We start from the raw sequence: 19,959 nt of genomic DNA on the forward strand, positions 1-19,959 counted from the left end.
CGGCGGCGCGGCGCGCTGGGCCAGGGCGGCGGTGCTGCTGGCGGCGAGGTCAAGGCCCGCCAGGGCGCCCCCCATCACCATACGGCGTCCGGTGGCATGCTGCTTCGTCATGGTGGTCCTTCCTCCGGCTCCGCCGGTCTCTCGCGCCAGCGGTTCTGAAGGACCAATAGGTCATTTGATTGACTGATTGAAGGCCTGACGGGATTTCTGGCGAAGCCGGGCGCCAATCGCTATATCGCGCCCATTCCCGGGCCACGCCCAAGCGTGCCCGCCCCGGCGGATCACCACCGCCCATCCGGAAGCCCTTGCCATGTTGCGCCTGACCGAACTGAAGCTGCCGCTCGACCATGCGCCGGAGGCCCTGCGCGCCGCCGTGCTGGCCCGCCTGGGCATCGCCGAGCCCGACCTGCTGGATCTCCACGTCTTCCGCCGTGGCTACGACGCCCGCAAGCGCACCGCCATCCACCTGATCTACACGCTGGACCTGACGCTGCGGGACGAGGCCGCCGTGCTGCGCCGCTTCGCGCAGGACCCGCATGTGAACCCGGCACCGGACATGGCCTATCGCTTCGTCGGCCATGCGCCGGAAGGCTTCACCGACCGCCCCGTGGTGATCGGCGCCGGCCCCTGCGGCCTGATGGCGGCGCTGATCCTGGCGCAGATGGGCTTCCGCCCCATCATCCTGGAGCGCGGCAAGGTGGTGCGGGAGCGCACCAAGGACACCTGGGGCCTCTGGCGCCGGTCCGAGCTGAACCCGGAATCCAATGTGCAGTTCGGGGAAGGGGGCGCCGGCACCTTCTCCGACGGCAAGCTCTACAGCCAGATCAAGGACCCGCAGCACCATTCCCGCAAATTGCTGGAAGAGTTCGTAAAGGCGGGCGCGCCCGAAGAAATCCTCTACGTCTCCAAGCCGCATATCGGCACCTTCCGGCTGGTGACGATGGTGGAGAGCATGCGCCGCACCATCGAGGAACTGGGCGGCGAATACCGCTTCAGCACCAAGGTGGTGGACCTCGATATCGACGTGGCGGCGGATGGCACGCGCCGGATGCGGGGGCTGCACCTGGAAGGCGGCGGCTACCTGGAAGCCAGCCATGTGGTGCTGGCGGTGGGCCATAGCGCGCGCGACACCTTCCAGATGCTGATGAACCGCGGCGTCTATATGGAGGCCAAGCCCTTCTCCGTCGGCTTCCGCATCGAGCACCCGCAGGGGATGATCGATAGCTGCCGCTTCGGCGATTTCGCCGGCAATAAGACCCTGGGCGCCGCCGACTACAAGCTGGCACACCATTGCAAGGGCAAGGGGCTGGAAGGCCGCACCGTCTACAGCTTCTGCATGTGCCCCGGCGGCACGGTGGTGGCCGCGACCTCCGAGCCAGGCCGTGTGGTGACCAATGGCATGAGCCAGTATTCCCGCGCGGAGCGCAATGCCAATGCCGCCATCGTGGTCAGCGTGACGCCGGAGGATTACCCCGGCGGCGTGCTGGCCGGCATCGACTTCCAGCGGGACCTGGAGGAACGCGCCTTCCGCGCCGGCGGTGGCGACTACCGCGCGCCTGCCCAGACGGTGGGCGATTTCCTGGCCGGGCGGCCCTCCACCACGCTGGGCGAGGTGATCCCTTCCTACAAGCCGGGCGTCACGCCCACCGACCTCGCGCCCTGCATCCCGGATTTCGCCGCCGCCGCGATCCGGGAGGCGCTGCCGGCCTTCGACCGCCAGATCCGCGGCTACGCCCGGCCGGATGCGGTGATGACGGGCGTGGAGACCCGCACCTCCTCCCCGGTGCGGGTGCGCCGTGGGGCGGAGGGGCACAGCATGAACACGCTGGGCCTTTTCCCGGCGGGTGAGGGCGCGGGCTATGCCGGCGGCATCCTCTCCGCCGGCGTGGACGGCATCAAGACAGCGGAAGCGGTGGCGCGCAGCCTGCTCGGCCTGCCGGGGCAGATGCGGCGCGCTGCCTGAAGCTTCGTGCTTGTTGCAGTTCCCGCCCTAATCTAAACAGATTGAGAGGATACTGTTCCTTACAGTTGGAACAGCCGGATGCCTTCCCAGGAAGGGGAGGGCCCGAGGGGGGAAGCCGCGTGAGCTACAGCCTTCCTGGCCTGCCTGATGGCATGGCCCCGCGCCCGGCCGCGTTACGGTCGGGCGCCCGTACCAGCCTGATCTGCGGCGGCATTGTCCTGGCCGCGCTGGCCCTGGTGCTCTTCGTGCTGTTGCGCGCACCCATGAAGGACGACATTGCCTGGCTGCTTTGGGTGGCGCGGCAATGGCTGAAGGGGCAGCGCCTTTACATCGACGTGGTCGAGGTCAATCCGCCCCTCATCGTCTGGATCAGCGCCATCCCGGTGCTGATCGGCGATGCCATCGGCGTCTCGGCCAAGACGGTGGCGGTGCTGCTCTTCGCCGCCTGCGCGCTCTGGTCCTCCTGGCTCACGGCGCGGCTGCTGCACGGGCTGGCACCGGCCTTTGCGCGGCTGCCCGTCACCTTCGCCGTCATCGCCTGCGTGCTGCTGCTGATGCCGGGCGTGGAGTTCGGGCAGCGGGAGCATCTGCTGACCGTGGCGGTGCTGCCGCACCTCGCCATCCTCGCCCGCGGGCTGGAAGGGCAGCGCACCGGGCTGCGGCTGGCCGGCGGGGCGGCCGTGGCGGCGGGGCTCGGCGTCGCGCTGAAGCCGCGCTACCTGCTCTGCCTTGCCGTCGTGGAACTGGTGGGATGGGCCCGGCGCGGCTTCCGCATCCGCCTTTCCCCGGTCATCGCCTTCGGGGTGGCCGGGCTCTACGCCCTGGCCATCATGGTCTTCTACCCCAGCTTCATCGACCGCGCGGTGCCGCTGGCCGTCACGCTCTATGGCGGCACCGATACCAGCCTGCCGGAACTGATGCTGGAATCCTGGCGGCTGATGCTGGGTGTCGGCGTGCTGGCGGGGCTCTGCTTCACCCTGCCGCGCGATTCCGCCGTCCGCACCGTGCTGGCGATCCTGGCCGGCTTCGCCGCCGCCGCCACGATCGCGATGTTCCTGGACGGCAAGAACTGGTTCTACCACCGCATCCCGGCCAGCACGGCCATGGTGCTGGGCCTGCTGCTCTGGTGCGCCGAGGCCGCGCTGACCTGGCGCCGCAATGGCTATAGCGGCCCGCGCGGCACCGCGCTGATGCTGGCGGCGCTGGTGCCCCTGGCCATGCAGGCCGACAAGCTGGGCGCGCGGCTGCACGACCGCCTGGTGCTGGCGGTGGAGCCGGAGCAATCCACCGAGGTGAAGCTGGAGCGGCTGATCAAGCGGGAGAAGGTGCGGACCTATGTCGCCTTCTCCGAATGGATCGGGCTGGGCTTCCCGGTGGTGGAGGATACCGGCGTCACCTGGGCCAGCCGCTTCGATTCCATGTGGGCGCTGCGGGGCGAGCTGTGGCGCGCCCGCATGGACGGCAAGCCGCCGGCGGAATGGCCGATGCGCCTTTGGGTGGCGCAGGACTTCATCCGCGGCTGCCCTGACCTGGTCGTCGTGGACCGCCGCCGGGGCGCCGAGGATATCAACTACCCCAGCGTGCTGGCCCAGGCCGATGCCGAATTCGCCGAGGTCTGGGCCCGCTACCGGCAGATCGCGACGCTGGACGGGCTGCAGGTCTTCAAGCGGGACGGCGAGGGTTGCGCGACCTCGCCGCCCGTCGAGAACAACGAATAATCAGACGCCCGCTTCATCCAGTTTCAGGATGGCGCGGGCCACGGCCTGGGCGCGGGGCACGAGGCTGGAGACTTCCAGGTATTCCTCCGGGCTATGCGCCTTGCCGCCCACCGGGCCCACGGCGCAGAGCGTCGGCGCGCCCATCAGCGCCGTGAAGCCGCTGTCGGCGCAGCCGCCGGCGAATTCACCATCGGTCTTGAAGCCCGCCACCTGCTGGTAGAGCTTGAAGACCGCATCAGTGCCCGGGTTCTGCTTCAGCGGCACGAATTCGCCCCGGATGGTCAGGGTGGCGCTGGTGCCGGGCACGTAGCTGCGGTTGGTGATATCGTGGATGGCGCCCATCAGCTCGTCACGATCGGCCGGGTCCACGTAGCGCAGGTCGATCTGCGCCTGGGCGGAGGGTGCCACGGTGTTCACGCTCTGCCCGCCGGAGACGAGCCCGACATTCAGCGTGATGCCGCGCTTCAGGTCCGTCAGCGCATGCAGCGCCTGAACCTTGCGTGCCAGTTCCTCAATGGCGCTGATGCCGGCCTCGAAATTGGCGCCGGAATGCGCCGCCTTGCCGGTGATGTCGATGACGGAGAAGACGCCGCCCTTGCGGCCCGTCACCACATTGCCGGTGGGCCGGCCGGGCTCGGAATTGAAGACCACGCGGGCGGCGCGGGCCTCGGACTCGATCACCGGTCGGCCTTCGGGGGAGCCAATCTCCTCGTCACCCGTGAACAGCCCGACCACCGGCCCCGGCGCGCCGCCGAACTTCTGGAAGGCGGCCAGGACGAACATGTTCATCACGATGCCCGCCTTCATGTCGGCCACACCCGGGCCATAGGCGATGCCGTTCTCCACCCGGAAGGGCCGGCGCTGCGGCTCGCCCTTGGGGAAGACGGTGTCCCGGTGGCCCATCAGCACGATGTTGCGGCGGGCATTGCCGGTGCCGGCGCCCTCGCTGCTCTCCACCGTGGCGCGCAGGCAGTCGCCGTGCTTCTGCTGCGGCAGCACCTCCACGGCCACGCCATGGCGGGTCAGGAAGGCGCGCACCTGCTCGCCCACCGCATCGACGCCGGCCTTGTCGTAGCTGCCGCCGTCGATGTTCACCATCGCCGCCAGCTCCGCCAGCATGGCGTCCTGCTGGCCGGCTAGCCATTCGGTGATGCGGTTGTCGGGGGTGCTCATGCTGCGGCTCTCCTGCGCGATAAGGCAGGCAAGGTGGCGGAAAGCGGCGGTGGCGGGAAGGGGGCTCCTGGCCCGCTTCCTGCTTCCGCAAGCTCCATGCCCCGCCAAGCGCCGGCCTTGTTGCCAAGACCGCACGTTCCATGCTCGGAATTGCATCGCCCGGACGCATCGGCGCGGGCAGCCTGCCCATCCGCGTGGCGATGGCCGCGCGGCCGCAAACTCTGCCTCTCTTCAGTACCGGGAAGCTGCATATGAAGAAGACGACCCTCGTGGCGCTCGCCCTCGGCGCCGGGCTGCTCTCCGCGACAGCCCAGGCCCAGAACCTGCGCATCGGCCTGCGGGAGGACCCGGATATCTTGGACCCGACGCTGGCGCGCACCTTTGTCGGCCGCATCGTCTTCGCCAGCCTCTGCGACAAGCTCTTCGACATCGACGACAAGCTGCGCATCGTGCCCCAGCTCGCCTCCGGCTATAGCTGGGAGGACCCGAAGACGCTGCGCATCACGCTGCGCGATGGCGTGCTTTTCCATGACGGGGAGAAGCTGGAGGCCGAGGCAGTGAAGTATTCGCTGAATCGCCACCTCACCATGTCCGGCTCATTCCGCCGCGGCGAGATCAGCACGCTGGAGCGTGTGGAGGTGGTGGACCCGCTGACGCTGCGCCTGCACCTCTCCGCGCCTTCCGCGCCCTTCCTGTCCCAGCTTACCGACCGTGCCGGCATGATCGTCAGCCCCAAGGCGGCCGAGGCGGCGGGCAAGGATTTCGGCCTGAAGCCCGTCTGCGCCGGCCCCTACCGGCTGGTGGAGCGCGTGGCGCAGGACCGCATCGTGGTGGAGAAGTTCCCGCAATACTGGGACGCTTCCCGCATCCACATCAACCGCATCACCTACCTGCCCATCCCGGATAGTTCCGTGCGGCTGGCGAACCTGCAATCCGGCTCGCTCGACATCGTGGAAATCGCGCCGAGCGACCTCAACAGCGTCAAGAACAACCGCAACATCAAGACCATCCTGCGGGACGACCTGGGCTACCAGAGCATCGTCTACAACATCGGCAACGGCGCCCGCGCCAAGACGCCCATCGGCAGCGACCCGCGCATCCGCGCCGCCTTCGAGCTGGCGATGGACCGCGAGGCGCTGAACCAGGTGGTCTTCGAGGGGCTGATGACGCCGACCGCCCAGCCCGTGCCCCCCGCCAGCCCCTTCCACGATGCCGAGTTCAAGCCGGAACCGCGCAATGTCGCCCGCGCCCAGGCACTGCTGAAGGAAGCCGGTGTCACGCTGCCCCTGCAGGTGGAGATGACCGTGCCGACCAACCCCGAGCTGCGGCAGGCGGCCGAGGTGATCCAGGCCATGGTGAAGGAGGCCGGGATCGAGCTGAAGATCGCCAGCCAGGAATTCGCCTCCTCCCTGCAGGCGGCGCAGCGCGGTGACTTCGAAACCTATCTTTCCGCCTGGTCTGGCCGCCCCGACCCGGACGGCAATATCTGGACCTTCATCCACACCAAGGGCGGCAACAACGACGGCCGCTACAGCAACCCCGAGGTGGACAAGCTGCTGGACGACGCCCGCGCCGAGAATGACGAGGAAAAGCGCCGCGCGATCTATGCCCGCATCTATCAGGTGGCGCTGAAGCAGGACCACGTGCGCGCCTATCTTTGGCACCGCAAGATCATCCAGGCCTACAACGCCAAGCTCCAGGGCTTCACGCTGCTGCCGGACGGCATCATCCGCGTGCAGGGCCTGAAGCTGAACTGACGCCATGCTCCGCTGGCTTCTGAGACGGGTGGGGCAGATCATCCCCACCCTGCTGATCCTCTCCGTGCTGATCTTCGCCCTGCAGCAACTGATGCCGGGCGACCCCGCCATCATCATGGCGGGGGAGGAGCGCGGCGACCCGCAGGTCCTGGCCGAGATCCGGGCCGAGCTGATGCTCGACCGGCCGCTCTGGGAACAATACATCGCCTGGCTGGGCCGGGTTCTGACAGGGGATTTCGGCTTCTCCTGGCGCATCCGCCTGCCGGTGGCGCAATTGATCCTGGATAAGCTGCCGGTGACGCTGCAACTCGGCGTCATGGCCTTCATCGTCGCCGTGGTGATCGGCGTGCCGATGGGCGTCATCTCCGCCGTCTGGCGTGACAGGCCGGCGGACTGGGCGGCCAATGGCATCGCGCTGGCCGGCATCTCCACGCCGAATTTCTGGCTGGGGATCATGATGATCCTGCTCTTCAGCGTGAATCTCGGCTGGCTGCCGCCCTCCGGCTATGTGCCGCTGAGCGAGGACTGGCGGCAGTCCCTGGCCACCACCATCATGCCGGCCATCGTGCTGGGCACCGGCGTGGCCGGCGTGCTGATGCGCCATACCCGTGCCGCCATGCTCTCCGCGCTGTCCCAGGACTATGTCCGCACCGCCCGCGCCAAGGGCGTGGCGCCGGTCTGGGTCATTCTGCGCCACGCGCTGCGCAACGCGCTGATCCCGGTGGTGACGCTGGGCACCATCGAACTGGGCCGGCTGCTGGCCGGCGCGGTGCTGACGGAGCAGATCTTCACCATCCCGGGCTTCGGCAAGCTGATCGTCGATGCCGTCTTCAACCGTGACTACCCGGTGGTGCAGGGGGTGGTGCTGGCCACGGCGCTGATCTTCGTGCTGCTCTCCCTGCTGGCGGACCTGCTCTACATGGCCATCAACCCGCGGCTGCGCGCATCGTGACCGAGGGCCGCTTCCAATCCCCCGGCTGGCGCGCCGCCCGCCGCTTCACCCGCCACCGCCTGGCCATGGCCGGCTTGGTGGTCATCGCCATCTTCGTCATCGCCGCGCTGCTGGCGCCCTGGATCGCGCCCTACGACCCCATCGCCACCTCCTGGTCCCGCATCCGCAAGCCGCCTTCCGAACTCTACTGGTTCGGCACGGATGAGAATGGGCGTGATGTCTTCTCCCGCGTGCTCTGGGGCGCGCGGGCCTCGCTGATGGCGGGCGTCATCTCGGTCTTTGCCGCCGGATGCTTCGGTGTGCCGCTGGGGCTGTTGGCGGGCATGGCGGGGGGCTGGGTGGATGGCCTCGTCTCCCGCATCGCCGATGCCATGCTCTCCGTGCCCTTCCTGATCCTGGCCATTGCGCTCGCGGCCTTCCTGGGGCCAGCGCTGGAGAATGCGATGCTGGCCATCGCCATCTCGGCCACGCCAATCTTCGTGCGGCTGGCGCGTGGCATGGCGCTGGATGCCAAGGGCGCGGAATGGGTCGACGCCTCCCGCGCCATCGGCAACCCGATGTTCGTCACAGCCACCCGCCACGTTCTGCCGAACATCCTGCCGCCGTTGCTGGTGCAGGCCACGCTGGCCATCGCGGAAGCCATCATCGCCGAGGCCTCGCTCTCTTTCCTGGGCCTCGGGCAGCAGCCGCCGAACCCCTCCTGGGGTTCCATGCTGAACGGGGCGCAACGCTTCCTGACCCAGGCGCCCTGGATGTCGATCTATCCTGGCATCGCCATCTTTCTGGTGGTGCTGGCCTTCAATCTTGTAGGCGACGGGCTGCGCGATGCCCTGGACCCCCGCAGCGAAGCCCGCTGACAGTAATGTCTCTTGCACGCGGCGCGCTGCCCCCCAAACTTCCAGGGATGCGCGCCGCAATCTGCCTCCTGGCTGCCCTGGCCTGCGCCTCGCCCTTGCCGGCGGCGGCGCAGCCTGCCCCTCAGACCCCCGCCGCCCGCAAGGCGGAGCTGGACCGGCTTTTCGCCGCCCTGGCCGTGGCCCCGGATGAGACCGCCGGGGCCGCCGTGGCCATGCGCATCCGCCAGACCTGGCTGCAACAGGCCTCGCCCGCCGTGACGCTGCTGCTCCGCCGGGGCCAGCGCAACCTGGAGGTCGAGGCCCCCGCCGATGCGGTGGAGGATTTCGACGCTGCCCTGACGCTGCAACCCGACTTCCCCGATGCCTGGCTGATGCGCGCCGCTGCTCTCTCGGCTGTGGGCGATATGCGCGGCGCGGCGGAGGATGTGCGGCAGGTGCTGGTGCTGGAGCCGCGGCAGTTCGATGCCCTGGCGCTGCTCTCGCGCCTGCAGGAACAGGCGGGCGACCTGCCGGGCGCGTTGCGTACCTGGGAGGCGGTGCTGAAGATCCACCCCAAGATCACGGATGGCGAGGCTCGGCTGCGCAGCCTGCGCGGCAAGGTCGAGGGGCAGCCGACCTAGCGGGGCAGGGCGCGCAGCCCCTGCTGCATGCAGCCTTGCCAGGCGGAGCCGATCACCGCCCCATCCAGCGCCGAGGCCTCGGCCACCGGTAATGTGCGGGTGCTGAGCACCGGCACCGTGCCGGAGGAAAAGCCGCCCCAGGCCGCCAACTCGCCTTCCATCACCTCGCGGCTGGAGAAGCGGTTGATGCCGCCATATTGCAGGCCCTGTTCATAGACGGCGGTGGCGCAGCGGCGCGCCATCTGCGTCGCCGCGTCGCCGGGGTCAGGCCGGGGGGTGCAGGCACCGGCGAGGCCGGCGGCCAGTACCGCCCAGGCTGTCAGGAAGCTCTTCCGCATCGCCATCTCCATTCGGCGCGCGGAAGATCGCATCCTAGGCTTAAGGAAGTGCTTCCGCCTTACTTCACCGCCGCCACGCGCAGCGCGTTGGTGGTGCCCGGCGTCCCGAATGGCACGCCAGCGGTGACGACGATCTCGTCTCCGGCTTCCGCGAAGCCTTCGGAGCCCGCCGCGCGCACGGCCTTGTTGACCATGTCGGTCATGCTGTTCGGCTCATGCGACAGCATCGGGTGCACGCCCCAGACCACGGCCATGCGCCGCGCCGTGGATTCGCTGCTGGTCAGGCCCAGGATCGGGCTGGCCGGCCGCTCCCGTGCCACACGCAGGGTGGTGGAGCCAGTGGCGGTGAAGGTGGCGATCACCTTGGCGTCGATCGTCTCCGCCACCTGCCGCGCGGCGGCCGAGATGGCGCCGGCGGAATCCTTCTGTGGCGCCGGCCGCGCCGCGTCGGTCAGCTGCCGCCAGCCGCTGTCCTGCTCCACGCGGGAGAGGATGCGATCCATCATGTTCACCGCCTCGAAGGGATATTGACCCGCCGCGCTCTCGGCCGAGAGCATCACGGCATCCGCCCCGTCGAACACGGCGGTGGCGACATCCGAAGCCTCGGCGCGGGTGGGGGAGGGCGCGGAGATCATGCTCTCCAGCATCTGCGTTGCCACCACCACTGGCTTGCCCAGTTCGCGCGCCGCGCGGACGATGCGCTTCTGGATCAGCGGCACTTCCTCGGGCGGCATTTCCACGCCCAGGTCGCCGCGCGCCACCATCACGGCATCGGTCAACGCCATGATGCGGTCGAGATTCTCCACCGCCTGGGGCTTCTCCATCTTCACCATCACCCAGGCGCGGCCATCGGCGATGGCCTTGGTTTCCGCCACGTCCTCTGGCCGCTGCACGAAGCTCAGGCCGATATACTCGATGCCCAGCGGCAGCACGAATTCGAGGTCGGCGCGGTCCTTCTCCGTCAGCGCGGGAATGTTCAGCGCCACGTCCGGCACGTTCACGCCCTTGCGGTCCGACAATGCGCCGCCGACCAGGATCTCGGTCTCCAAGTGGTCGTCGCGCTTGTGCACCACGCGCAGGCGCAGCTTGCCGTCATCCAGCAGCAGCGTGGTGCCGATGCGCGCGGCCTCGATGATCTCGGGATGCGGCAACTGCACGCGGCGCACGTCGCCGGGCGTCGCGCTCATGTCCAGGCGGAAGCTCTGGCCGGCCTGCAACTGCACCCGCCCGGCCTGGAAGCGCCCGACGCGCAGCTTCGGCCCCTGCACATCGGCCAGGATGCCGATGGGCCGGCCCACCTTCTTCTCCAGCGCCCGAATGATGCCGATGCGCGCCGCGTGGTCCTCGTGGCTGCCATGGCTGAAATTCAGCCGGAAGACATCCGCGCCCGTGCGGTAGAGACGCTCGATCACCTCCGGCGTGGAGCTGGCCGGGCCCAGCGTGGCAACGATCTTGGTGCGGCGGCGGCGGCGGAGCGGGATACGGGGCGGCAAGGCAATATCCTTTTGGCTAGTCAGGCGATCAGGATGAGGCGCAGGTCGTTCACATTGGTCAGCGTCGGCCCGGTCACGATCGTGTCGCCCAAGCTAGCGAAGAACCCATAACTGTCGTGTGAAGACAAGGCGTCGCGGGGGTCCAGACCCATGCCCCTGGCGCGGGCCAGGGTATCGGGCGCGGCGATGGCGCCGGCATTCTCCTCCGATCCGTCGATGCCGTCGGTATCCCCCATCAAGGCCCAGATGCGCTCGGCGCCGCCCAGTGCAAGGGTCAGGCCCAGCAGGCATTCGGTATTCCGCCCGCCGCGCCCGCCCTTAGGTGTGCCGGGCCGGATGGTTACCGTGGTTTCCCCGCCAGAGAGCAGCAGGCAGGGCGCCGGCAGCGGATGGCCGTGCTCCCGCGCGCTGCGGGCGATGCCGGCCAGCACAGTGCCGACCACGCTCGCCTCGCCCTCCAGCGAATCGCCCAGCAGCAGCGGCGGCAGGCCCATGCCGCGGGCCTCGGCCGCCACGGCCTCCAGCGCCATCTGGGGGGTGGCGATCAGGTGGAACTCGGCGCGCGCCAGGCGCGGGTCGCCAGGCTTGGGCGTCTCGTCGGCGGCGGCGGCGAGGTGGGCGGCCACGGCGGGCGGCACCTCCACGCCGTAGCGGGCGATAATGGCCTGGGCTTCCGCGAAGCTGCTGGGGTCCGGCACGGTGGGGCCGGAGGCGATCACCGTGGGGTCATCCCCCGGCACATCGGAAATGGCCAGCGTCACCACCCGTGCCGGATGCGCCGCCGCCGCCAGCCGCCCGCCCTTGATGGCGGAAAGATGCCGGCGCACGCAGTTCATCTCGCCGATGGCGGCACCCGAATCCAGCAGGGCGCGGTTGACCGCCTGCTTGTCCGCCAGCGTCAGCCCGCCATCCGGCAGCGCCATCAGTGCCGAGCCGCCGCCGGAGATCAGCGCCAGCACGAGGTCGTCGGCGGAAAGCCCCTGCATCAGCCCCAGAATACGCCGTGCCGCCGCTTCCCCGGCGGCATCGGGCACGGGGTGGCTGGCCTCCACCACCTCGATGCGCGTGGTCGGCACGGCATGGTCGTAGCGGGTGATCACGAGGCCGGAGAGATCGACATCCGGCCAGGCCGCCTCCACCGCCGCCGCCATGACAGCGGCCGACTTGCCGGCGCCCACCACCACCACGCGGCCGCGCGGCCGCTCCGGCAGGTGCGCCGCCAGGATGGCCCGGGGGTCCGCGGCGCGGATGGCGGTGTCGAAGAGGTGGCGCAGGGCCGCCCGCGCGCTCATATCGTCCCAGGGCATCTCGGCGTCACCTCCCGCTTTCCACCAATCGGGCGGCATTCTGGACCGGCCAGGAGAGCGGCGAAAGGCAGAGAAACGCAACCTATAGACAGGGGCGTTGTTCTTTCCCTGCTACGGCACGAGAAAGAAGAAAGAGGAATAGCCACGATGACGCAGAATAATCATTCCGGCAACAAGAACAATTTCGCCGAGAATCGCGAATTGGCGTCCGAGGCGGGCCGCAAGGGTGGCCAGCACAGCCACGGCGGCGGCAACCACCATTCCGGCGGCTCGCATGGCGGTTCCCAGGTCGGGACCGGCAAGGAAAGCGACCCCAACAACTTCGCCAATGACCGCCAGAAGGCTTCCGAGGCCGGGCGCAAGGGCGGGCAGCATTAAGGCCAGCCGCCCCGCCGCCTGAAGACTGTAGCGGCGGCAATACATGGGAAAGGGGCCGTACGGCCCCTTTCTTCTTGCGCTGCCCCTGTCAGGCCGCGACGCGGGCGACTTCCTCCGGGCTCATCCGCACCAGGGCCTCATAATCCTTGAGCAGCGTTTCGGTGATGGCGCCGGGCGTGTAGCTGTGCTCGCCGATGGCGCGCACCGGCGTCACCTCGGCGGCGGTGCCAGCCAGGAAGACCTCAGTGGCGCGGCCCAGTTCCTCGGCGCGGATGGTGCGCTCCACCACCTTCATCTGGCGGCGGCGCGCCAGCCCCATGACGGTGCGGCGGGTGATGCCGTCCAGGAAGCAGATGGGAGTAGGGGTATGCACCTCCCCATCGAAGACAAAGAAGGCATTGGCGCCGGTCGCCTCCGCCACGTCGCCCTTGAAGTCCAGCATCATGGCGTCGTCGAAGCCCTGGGCCTCGGCCGCGTGCTTGGACATGGTGCCGATCATGTAGAGGCCCGAGGCCTTGCTGGCGGTGGGCGCGGTATCCGGCGCCGGGCGGCGCCATTGCGCCATGGCCAGCCGCACGCCCTTCATGCGGTTCTCGCCAAAGAGGTTCGGCCAGGCCCAGGCGGCGATGGCCAAGTGAATCTTGGTCTGCTGCGCCGAGACGGCCAGCATCTCCGACCCGCGCCAGGCCACCGGGCGCAGGTAGCCGTCGGTCAGCCCGTTGCGCGCCAGCACCTCGATGCAGGCGGCGTCGATTTCCTCGGCGGTATAGGGGATCTCGAAGCCCAGGATGCGGCCAGAGTTGATCAGCCGCTCCGAATGCTCCCGCAGCTTGAAGATATTACCCGCATAGGCCCGTTCGCCTTCGAAGACGCCGCTGGCATAATGCAGCCCATGCGTCAGGACATGCAGCTTGGCATCGCGCCAGGGCACCATGGCCCCGTCGAGCCAGATCCAGCCGTCGCGGTCGTCGAAAGGAACCAGAGCCATGCCCGTTATCCTCGCCTGCTTGTTCACGCAACATCGTTGCGTATGATGGTGGGACGGTAGAACTGTCCTTTCTTATATGTCAACAACCCTGACCAAAAGCACGAGCAGACCAGCCATGCCCGACGCGCCAGAAAATTCCCCCGGCAGCAAGCCCATGGGGGCTGGCCGCCAATTGCTCTTCCTGCGGGAGGAAGAGCTGAGACTGGCGCAGGACCTGCTATTCTTCGGCTACCGCGACTTCACAGCGGGCGCGGATGCGATCCTGGCCGACATGGGCATGGGCCGGGCGCATCACCGGGTGCTGCATTTCGTTGGCCGCCGCCCCGGCATCACGGTGGGGGAGCTGCTGTCGATCCTGGGCATCACCAAGCAGTCGCTCGGCCGGGTGCTGACGCCGCTGGTGGAGGAAGGCTACGTGGTGCAGGTGCCTGGCCGCAGCGACCGCCGCCAGCGCCTGCTCTCCCTGACCGAGAAGGGGGAGGCGCTGGAACGCCGCCTGTTCGAGCGCCAGCGGGAATGGGTGATGCGCGCTTATCGTGAGGCCGGGCCGGTGGCGGTGGAAGGCTTCCGCCGTGTCATGCGCGGGCTGATGGGGCCGGAAGCACGCGCCCAGCTCGACCGCGCAGCCCCCGCCAGCCCGAAGAGTGCGGCCTGATGGAGAACGCCCATCTGCTGGTGGTCGATGACGACGCCCGGCTGCGGAACCTGCTGCAACGCTTCCTCTCGGAGCAGGGCTTCCGCGTCAGCACCGCCGCCGATGCCGCCGCCGCCCGGCAAGCCTTGCACAACATGGCCTTCGACCTGCTGGTGCTGGACGTGATGATGCCTGGCGAGAACGGGCTGGACCTGACGGAAAGCCTGCGGCGGGAGGGGCATGAGGTGCCGATCCTGATGCTGACCGCCGCCGGTGCGCCGGATGACCGCATCGCGGGCTTCGAGCGCGGCGCCGACGATTACCTCGCCAAGCCCTTCGACCCGCGCGAGCTGGCGCTGCGCATCCGCACCATCCTGAAGCGCGCCGCGCCCGCCTTGCCGGCGACGCTGCCCCTGGCCCCCGTGCAGCTCGGCCCTCGCTGGTTCGACCCGGAGCGGGGGGAGCTGCGTGGCCAGGACGGCACCCAGCGCCTGACCGGCGGCGAGGCCGCGCTGCTGGCCGCCCTGGCCCGCCGGGCAGGGGAGGTGCTGACGCGGGAGGAGATCGCCGCCGCCCTGGGCACGCCCGAGGCCGGGGAGCGCGCGGTGGACGTGCAGGTCACCCGCCTGCGCCGCAAGATCGAGCCCGACCCGCGCGAGCCGCGCTTCCTGCAGACCATCCGTCACCGCGGCTATGTCCTGCGGCCCGGCGCCTAGAGCGTGAAGAGGATTGCCCGCCTGATCCGTGGTATTCTGCCCCGTGGCCTGCTGGGCCGGGCGCTGCTGATCATCCTGCTGCCGCTGATCATCCTGCAGGGGGTGGCGCTGCAGCTTTTCTACGGCGGGCATCTCGATGTCATCTCCCGCCGGCTGGCGGGCGGCGTGGCGGGTGATGTCGGCATGGTGGCGGAGCTGCTCTCCCGCTTCCCGGCCCCGGAGGACCGCTCCTGGATTTTCCATGAAGCCGCCTGGCGCTTCGACCTTTCCCTGGCCTTCGAGCCCGGTGCCAGCATCGTGGGCGGCGCCAACCGGCCGAGCTGGCTGCCCATCCTGCCGATGGAGGACGACCTCGTGCAGGCCATGGGCGAGCGCGTGCGCCTGCCCTTCGACACGGATTGGCAGAGCGACCCGCGCAGCGTCATCATTCGTGTGCAACTGCCCAATGGCGTGCTGCATGTGGAGGCGCCGAGAAAGCGCCTCTTCTTCGGCACGCTCTATCTCTTCGTGATCTGGATGGTCGGCACCTCGCTGCTGCTCTTCCTGGTGGCGGCGCTCTTCATGAAGAACCAGGTGCGCGCCATCCGGCGCCTGGCCAGCGCGGCGGAGGCCTTCGGCATCGGCCGCCAGCACGGGCCCATCAAGCCTGAAGGCGCGGCCGAGGTGCGCCAGGCCGCCGCCGCCTTCAACCAGATGCAGGGCCGCATCCGCCGCTTCATCAATCAACGGACGGAAATGCTGGCCGGCATCAGCCACGACCTGCGCACGCCGCTGACGCGCCTGCGCCTCGGCCTCGCCATGCTGCCCGCCGGGGCGGAGGAGGATGCCGCCGCGATGAGCGAGGACGTGGCGGAGATGGAGCGGCTGATCGCCACCTATCTCGCCTTCGCGCGCGGGGAGGGCACCGAGCAATCCCAGCCCGCCGACCTGGCGCAGCTGGTGCGGGATGTCACCGCCAAGGCAGTGAAGAATGGCGCCGCGCTGTCCGTGCAGGCGCCGGAATCGCTGGTGCTGCCGCTGCGGGTGGATGCGCTGCGCCGCTGCCTGGGCAACCTGCTGGACAATGCCTGCCGCCACGCCGCGCGCATTGTCGTGGCGCTGCGGGAAGCGCCGGTCATGGAGGCCGGGCGCGCGCCGACCCGCTGGGTGGAGATCACGGTGGATGACGATGGCCCCGGTATCCCGGAGGCGGCGCGGGAGGAGGCCTTCAGGCCCTTCGCCAGCTTCTCGGCCGGCGGCACCGGGCTGGGGCTGGCCATCGCCCGCGATATCGCGCGGGCGCATGGCGGCGACGTGGTGCTGGAAGGCAGCCCGCTGGGCGGGCTGCGTGCGCGGGTGAGGCTGCCGGCCTGAGGCTCAGGCCGGCGGCCCCTCGCCGCCACTCTTGGCGATCAGCCCCTTCACCTCGTCCATCGCTTCGGTGAAGCGCTTGTTCAGCAGCGCCAGCGCCTCGCCATTGGACTTTTGGATGAGGTCGGCGATCTCCTGCATATTGGCCACGGCCCGGCCATAGGTGGCCTTCAGCAGCTCCGCCTGGTTGCTCGCCTTTTCCTGCGGGCTGCCGGTGGCGGAGGCGGTGCGCATGGCCTCGGACAGCTCCGCCATGGATTGCTGCAGGATTTCCATGTGCCGCCGCGCCACCGCCTGGGCACCCTCCAGCGCGATGCGGTTGGCAGCCGAGAGAGCCTCGAAGTTGCGCCGCTGGGCGGCGGCCAGGCTCTCCACATCCGGCACCGCCGGTAGCCGGAACTCGGACAGCATGCGCATCAGGTCCGTCGCCGGGGCGGATTTCGGATCGTCCGACATGGGTGTTTCCTTGTCTTGCTTTCCGTCAGCTTAACGCCGCCAAGCCACCCGAAGATAGACAATGCCGTGATCAGGCGGCCCCGGGCGCCGGCTCCGTATCCCCGGTGTCGAGCCGCAGCGTGCGGGCGATCCGCTCGGCGCGGTCCAGCGCCCGGTCCAGCCCCGCCATGGTGGAGCCGAGGTCGGCGCCTTCATCCTGTTCCCAGGCCCGCAGCGTCGCGATCCAGACACCGCAAAGCCCCTGCACCCGCATCGCGCCCCTGATGCCGCCGGCGTCGATGCCCGCCGCTTCCAGCATCCAGGACATGGAGGCCGCGAGCTGCGGCGCCAGCATCAGCGCCAGGGCCGGGTCGGTCCGCATCTCCTTGCCCATGCGGATGACGCCGGCGCGGTGCGGCTGCAGCACGTCGATGCGGTTCATCAGCACGTCGAAGAGCCGGTCCCGCGCCCCGCCCATGGGGCTGGCCGGCGTGTTCCGCAGCACGGCCGCATCCACCGCCTTCATGAAGCGCAGGGGCAGGGCGCCCTTGTGCGGCACGTGCTCCCGCAGCTCGGCCAGGGTCATGCCGGCCTCGGCGGCCAGGGCGGACAGGGTCAGGCGGTGCCAGCCCCCCTCGGCCACCAGCTTCCAGAAGGCATTGAACAGGACGGATTCGGGGGCTTCGGTGCTGTCGCTCATGGGGCGCAGTTTGGGGCGGTGGCGCGGTTTGGCAACATCAGCCCGCCAATTCGCGTGAACGGGCGGTAGCGGCGGCGATGGCCTCCCGCATCAGCTTCGGCCAAGCATCGGGCGCCATCAGCACGTTCAGAGCGCGCTCGGTGGTGCCCTTGGGGCTGGTGACGTTGATGCGAAGCTGCGCCGCGTCCAGCTCGCTAGCCGCCAGCAGGGCGCCGGAGCCGGAAACGGTGCGCCGCGCCATCCGCCGCGCGAGGTCCGGCGGCAGGCCCTGGCTGACCGCCGCCTGTTCCAGCACCTCGGCCAGCAGGAAGACATAGGCCGGGCCGCCGCCGGAGACGGCGGTGACCGCGTCGATCAGCCCTTCCTCCTCCACCCAGGCGACCTCGCCCACGGAGGAAAGCAGGCTGTCCGCCAGGCCCTTCTCCGCCTCGGACACGCCGGGGCCGGCGAAGCAGCAGGTAAAACCCTGCCGCACGGCGGCGGGGGTATTGGGCATGGCGCGCACCACCCGGGCATCGCCGCCCAGTGCCGCCGTGATGCCATCCACCGTCTTGCCGGCCATGATGGAGACCATCAGGGCCCCGGCGGTGGCGAAGCGCTTGCAGCCGGGCAGGGCGGCTTCCGCTTGCTGCGGCTTGGTGGCCAGGATGACGACGGCGGGCGCGAAACCCGCCGGCACCGCTTCGATGCTGTCGCAGACCGTCACGCGCCCGGCGAAGGCTTCGGTGGCGGGCGCATAGGGCTCCACCACCACCACCTGCTCCACGCCGCGCTCCAGCCAGCCTTCCAGCATCGCGCCGCCCATCTTGCCGCAGCCGATCAGCAGCAGGGGCGGGATCAGTCCCTGGCTCATGCCTCGCCCACGCAGTCCAGCATGGCGGCCTGCAAGGCTTCCTCGGGCGACTTGCCGCCCCAGAGCACGAACTGGAAGGCTGGGTAGAAGCGCTCGCACTCGGTCAAGGCGATATCCATCATGTCTTCAAGGCTCTCGGCGCTGGCCCCGCGGGCGCCGCGCAGCAGCACGGCATGGCGGAACACCGGTCCGCCGTCCTCGCTGTCGATGCCGAAATGGCCGATCCAGAGCTTGTCATTGGCCAGCGCCAGCAGCTCGTACAGTTTCTGCCGGTGCGTCGCCGGCACCTTCAGGTCGAAGGCGCAGGTGAAGTGCATGGCGCTGATATCCTGCGACCAGCAGAAGAACATGCCGTAATTGCACCATTTCCCCGGGGCTTCCGCCGCCATCTCTCCGTCGGAGCGGCGGTCGAAATGCCATTCATTCGCTGTGACGATCTGTTCCAGGACGTCCAGCGGGTTGGCGGAACGGTCTCGGTCTACTGTGTGCAGCCCGGACATCGTGGCACCTCCTTCCTGGTTGGAGCGGTGCGGGACACCTCTGCTAGGGCTAGCGGAGAGATCCACCACCAAGATATCGATATCGCGGCGCGAAATAGCACCGCAAGGGCCAAGCCCCGAGTCTCTCCGTCCAGCCTCGAAAATCCGCGCGGCCGTGCATGGGCAAGCCTGGGCAGGGCGGATAGGTTGCACCATGTCTGACGCCGCGAACCTGCCCCCGCCGAATCCGCGAGAAAGGCTGACCGGCCTGCTCTGCGCCCTGGGCGTCACCCTCTGCTGGGCAGGCTTCTCGCTGGCCTCCCGCCTTTCGGCCAAGCAGCCCTTCACGCCCTGGGACGTGGCGGCGCTGCGTTATTCCGGCGGGCTGGTGGTGGGGCTGCTGCTGGTTTCCGCCTTTGGCTGGCCACGGCTCTCCTTCCGCCGCGCGCTGGCGCTGATGGCGGGAGCGGCTTTCGGCTTTCCGCTGGCCTCCTATCTCGGCTTCCGCTTCGCCCCCACCTCGCATGGGGTGGTGATCATGACCGGCAGCCTGCCCTTCGTGACCACGGCCCTCGCCACCCTCTTCCTGGGGGAGCGGTGGGACCGGCAGAAGCTGCTCTCGCTCGCGGTGGTGGCCGGCGGCATGGGGCTGCTGGCGGTGGATACCTTCGGCGGCTACCCCGGCGCCTGGCGGGGGGACCTGCTCTTCATCCTGGGCTGCCTCTCCTGGGCCGGCTTCACCATCCTGCTGCGCTACTGGCAGGTGCCGGCCATGACGGCCACCACGGCCCTGGCCATCTACCCCGCCTTTCTCTACCTGCCGGTCTGGTGGCTCTTCCTGCCCAGCCAGATGGCGCAGGCCCCGGCCGGCGCCATCGCCTTCCAGGCGCTCTACCACGGCATCATCGCGGTGGCGGTGGCGGGCTTTCTCTTTGCCCGCGCCGTCACCGCCATCGGCCCGGCCCGCACCACCACCGTCACGGCCATCACCCCGGCCCTGGCCGCCCTGCTGGCCTGGCCGCTGCTGGGGGAGCCGCTGGGCTGGGCCGGCCTCGCCGGCGTGGCACTGGTCTCGGCCGGCATGGTGCTGGGGGTGGCGCGGCGCTGAGGCGCCCCCCGGTTCCTGCGCCCGCCGATCCGGTCTAGGCTTCGCCGCCATGACCGACCGGCTGCGCATCGCGCTCGCCCAGCTCAACCCGCATCCCGGCGCCGTCGCCGCCAATGCCGCCAGCATCCGCGCCGCCCGGG

At 69.5% G+C, this 19,959-nt stretch carries 20 protein-coding genes; 11 read left to right on the forward strand and 9 right to left on the reverse strand.

Annotated features, from left to right (window positions below; genetic code table 11):
* Positions 1–310: 310 nt before the first annotated feature.
* Positions 311–1,963: an NAD(P)/FAD-dependent oxidoreductase gene (locus IBL25_RS15680; RefSeq protein ID WP_187779483.1), complete on the forward strand. Its 1,653-nt coding sequence runs from the start codon at positions 311–313 to the stop codon at positions 1,961–1,963.
* A 119-nt stretch (positions 1,964–2,082) separates the two neighbouring features.
* Positions 2,083–3,681: a hypothetical protein gene (locus IBL25_RS15685; RefSeq protein WP_187779484.1), complete on the forward strand. Its 1,599-nt coding sequence runs from the start codon at positions 2,083–2,085 to the stop codon at positions 3,679–3,681.
* On the opposite strand, the gene IBL25_RS15690 is transcribed toward IBL25_RS15685, so the two are convergent.
* A complete protein-coding gene (locus IBL25_RS15690; RefSeq protein ID WP_187779485.1) occupies positions 3,682–4,854 on the reverse strand; it encodes a M20 family metallopeptidase in 1,173 nt (390 codons plus the stop codon).
* A 251-nt stretch (positions 4,855–5,105) separates the two neighbouring features.
* On the opposite strand from IBL25_RS15690, the gene IBL25_RS15695 reads away from it, so the two are divergent.
* From IBL25_RS15695 to IBL25_RS15710, 4 genes are read left to right on the forward strand one after another with little or no spacing between them, the layout of a single operon-like run.
* A complete protein-coding gene (locus IBL25_RS15695) occupies positions 5,106–6,611 on the forward strand; it encodes an ABC transporter substrate-binding protein (protein WP_187779486.1) in 1,506 nt (501 codons plus the stop codon).
* Positions 6,612–6,615: 4 nt separating this feature from the next.
* Positions 6,616–7,563: an ABC transporter permease gene (locus tag IBL25_RS15700; RefSeq protein ID WP_187779487.1), complete on the forward strand. Its 948-nt coding sequence runs from the start codon at positions 6,616–6,618 to the stop codon at positions 7,561–7,563.
* Positions 7,560–8,420, forward strand: a complete 861-nt coding sequence (locus tag IBL25_RS15705; protein WP_367615619.1) for an ABC transporter permease — start codon at positions 7,560–7,562, stop codon at positions 8,418–8,420. Before IBL25_RS15700 ends, IBL25_RS15705 begins: the two co-directional genes overlap by 4 nt.
* A 47-nt stretch (positions 8,421–8,467) precedes the next feature.
* Positions 8,468–9,040: a tetratricopeptide repeat protein gene (locus tag IBL25_RS15710; protein WP_187779488.1), complete on the forward strand. Its 573-nt coding sequence runs from the start codon at positions 8,468–8,470 to the stop codon at positions 9,038–9,040.
* On the opposite strand, the gene IBL25_RS15715 is transcribed toward IBL25_RS15710, so the two are convergent.
* Genes IBL25_RS15715 through IBL25_RS15725 form a run of 3 tightly spaced genes read right to left on the reverse strand, consistent with a single transcriptional unit; the run spans position 9,037 to position 12,178 of the window.
* The gene (locus IBL25_RS15715; protein ID WP_187779489.1) at positions 9,037–9,378 is read right to left on the reverse strand and encodes a hypothetical protein; all 342 of its coding nucleotides are present in this window, start codon (positions 9,376–9,378) and stop codon (positions 9,037–9,039) included. The two genes, IBL25_RS15710 and IBL25_RS15715, sit on opposite strands and share 4 nt — an antisense overlap.
* A 59-nt stretch (positions 9,379–9,437) precedes the next feature.
* The gene (gene pyk / locus IBL25_RS15720) at positions 9,438–10,871 is read right to left on the reverse strand and encodes a pyruvate kinase (RefSeq protein WP_187779490.1); all 1,434 of its coding nucleotides are present in this window, start codon (positions 10,869–10,871) and stop codon (positions 9,438–9,440) included.
* A gap of 20 nt (positions 10,872–10,891) precedes the next feature.
* Positions 10,892–12,178 carry a glycerate kinase type-2 family protein gene (locus tag IBL25_RS15725; protein WP_187779491.1) on the reverse strand — a complete coding sequence of 429 codons (1,287 nt, stop codon included), beginning with the start codon at positions 12,176–12,178 and terminating at the stop codon, positions 10,892–10,894.
* Positions 12,179–12,325: 147 nt separating this feature from the next.
* On the opposite strand from IBL25_RS15725, the gene IBL25_RS15730 reads away from it, so the two are divergent.
* Positions 12,326–12,556, forward strand: coding sequence for a con-10 family general stress protein (locus IBL25_RS15730; protein WP_187779492.1), 231 nt, complete (start codon positions 12,326–12,328; stop codon positions 12,554–12,556).
* Between the two features lie 88 nt (positions 12,557–12,644).
* Here IBL25_RS15730 and IBL25_RS15735 read toward each other — a convergent pair whose 3' ends face one another.
* Entirely contained in the window at positions 12,645–13,544 is a 900-nt protein-coding gene (locus IBL25_RS15735) for a branched-chain amino acid aminotransferase (RefSeq protein ID WP_187779493.1), read from the reverse strand.
* A 115-nt stretch (positions 13,545–13,659) separates the two neighbouring features.
* Here IBL25_RS15735 and IBL25_RS15740 point away from each other — a divergent pair, with 115 nt between their 5' ends.
* The 3 genes from IBL25_RS15740 to IBL25_RS15750 are packed head-to-tail and all read left to right on the forward strand — an operon-like array spanning position 13,660 to position 16,247.
* A complete protein-coding gene (locus IBL25_RS15740) occupies positions 13,660–14,199 on the forward strand; it encodes a MarR family winged helix-turn-helix transcriptional regulator (protein ID WP_187779494.1) in 540 nt (179 codons plus the stop codon).
* The gene (locus IBL25_RS15745; protein WP_187779495.1) at positions 14,199–14,894 is read left to right on the forward strand and encodes a response regulator; all 696 of its coding nucleotides are present in this window, start codon (positions 14,199–14,201) and stop codon (positions 14,892–14,894) included. The genes IBL25_RS15740 and IBL25_RS15745 overlap by 1 nt, the downstream gene beginning before the upstream one ends.
* Before the next feature lie 3 nt (positions 14,895–14,897).
* Positions 14,898–16,247 (forward strand): sensor histidine kinase, encoded by a 1,350-nt coding sequence (locus IBL25_RS15750; RefSeq protein ID WP_187779496.1) that lies wholly within the window; start codon positions 14,898–14,900, stop codon positions 16,245–16,247.
* 3 nt (positions 16,248–16,250) lie between these two features.
* Here the strand turns inward: IBL25_RS15750 and IBL25_RS15755 are convergent, their stop codons facing one another.
* The 4 genes from IBL25_RS15755 to IBL25_RS15770 form a co-directional block, all read right to left on the reverse strand.
* Entirely contained in the window at positions 16,251–16,700 is a 450-nt protein-coding gene (locus IBL25_RS15755; protein WP_187779497.1) for a phasin family protein, read from the reverse strand.
* Positions 16,701–16,770: 70 nt separating this feature from the next.
* Positions 16,771–17,379 carry a TetR family transcriptional regulator gene (locus IBL25_RS15760; protein ID WP_187779498.1) on the reverse strand — a complete coding sequence of 203 codons (609 nt, stop codon included), beginning with the start codon at positions 17,377–17,379 and terminating at the stop codon, positions 16,771–16,773.
* 37 nt (positions 17,380–17,416) lie between these two features.
* On the reverse strand, positions 17,417–18,232 hold the full coding sequence (gene proC, locus IBL25_RS15765; RefSeq protein WP_187779499.1) for a pyrroline-5-carboxylate reductase: 816 nt from the start codon (positions 18,230–18,232) through the stop codon (positions 17,417–17,419).
* Complete coding sequence (locus IBL25_RS15770) at positions 18,229–18,732, reverse strand: type III secretion system chaperone family protein (protein ID WP_187779500.1); 504 nt, start codon at positions 18,730–18,732, stop codon at positions 18,229–18,231. Before IBL25_RS15770 ends, proC begins: the two co-directional genes overlap by 4 nt.
* Positions 18,733–18,925: 193 nt before the next feature.
* Here IBL25_RS15770 and IBL25_RS15775 point away from each other — a divergent pair, with 193 nt between their 5' ends.
* Positions 18,926–19,819, forward strand: a complete 894-nt coding sequence (locus IBL25_RS15775) for a DMT family transporter (protein WP_187779501.1) — start codon at positions 18,926–18,928, stop codon at positions 19,817–19,819.
* Positions 19,820–19,959 lie beyond the last annotated feature (140 nt).

It is taken from the genome of Pseudoroseomonas ludipueritiae (assembly GCF_014490445.1).
Lineage (GTDB): Bacteria > Pseudomonadota > Alphaproteobacteria > Acetobacterales > Acetobacteraceae > Pseudoroseomonas > Pseudoroseomonas ludipueritiae.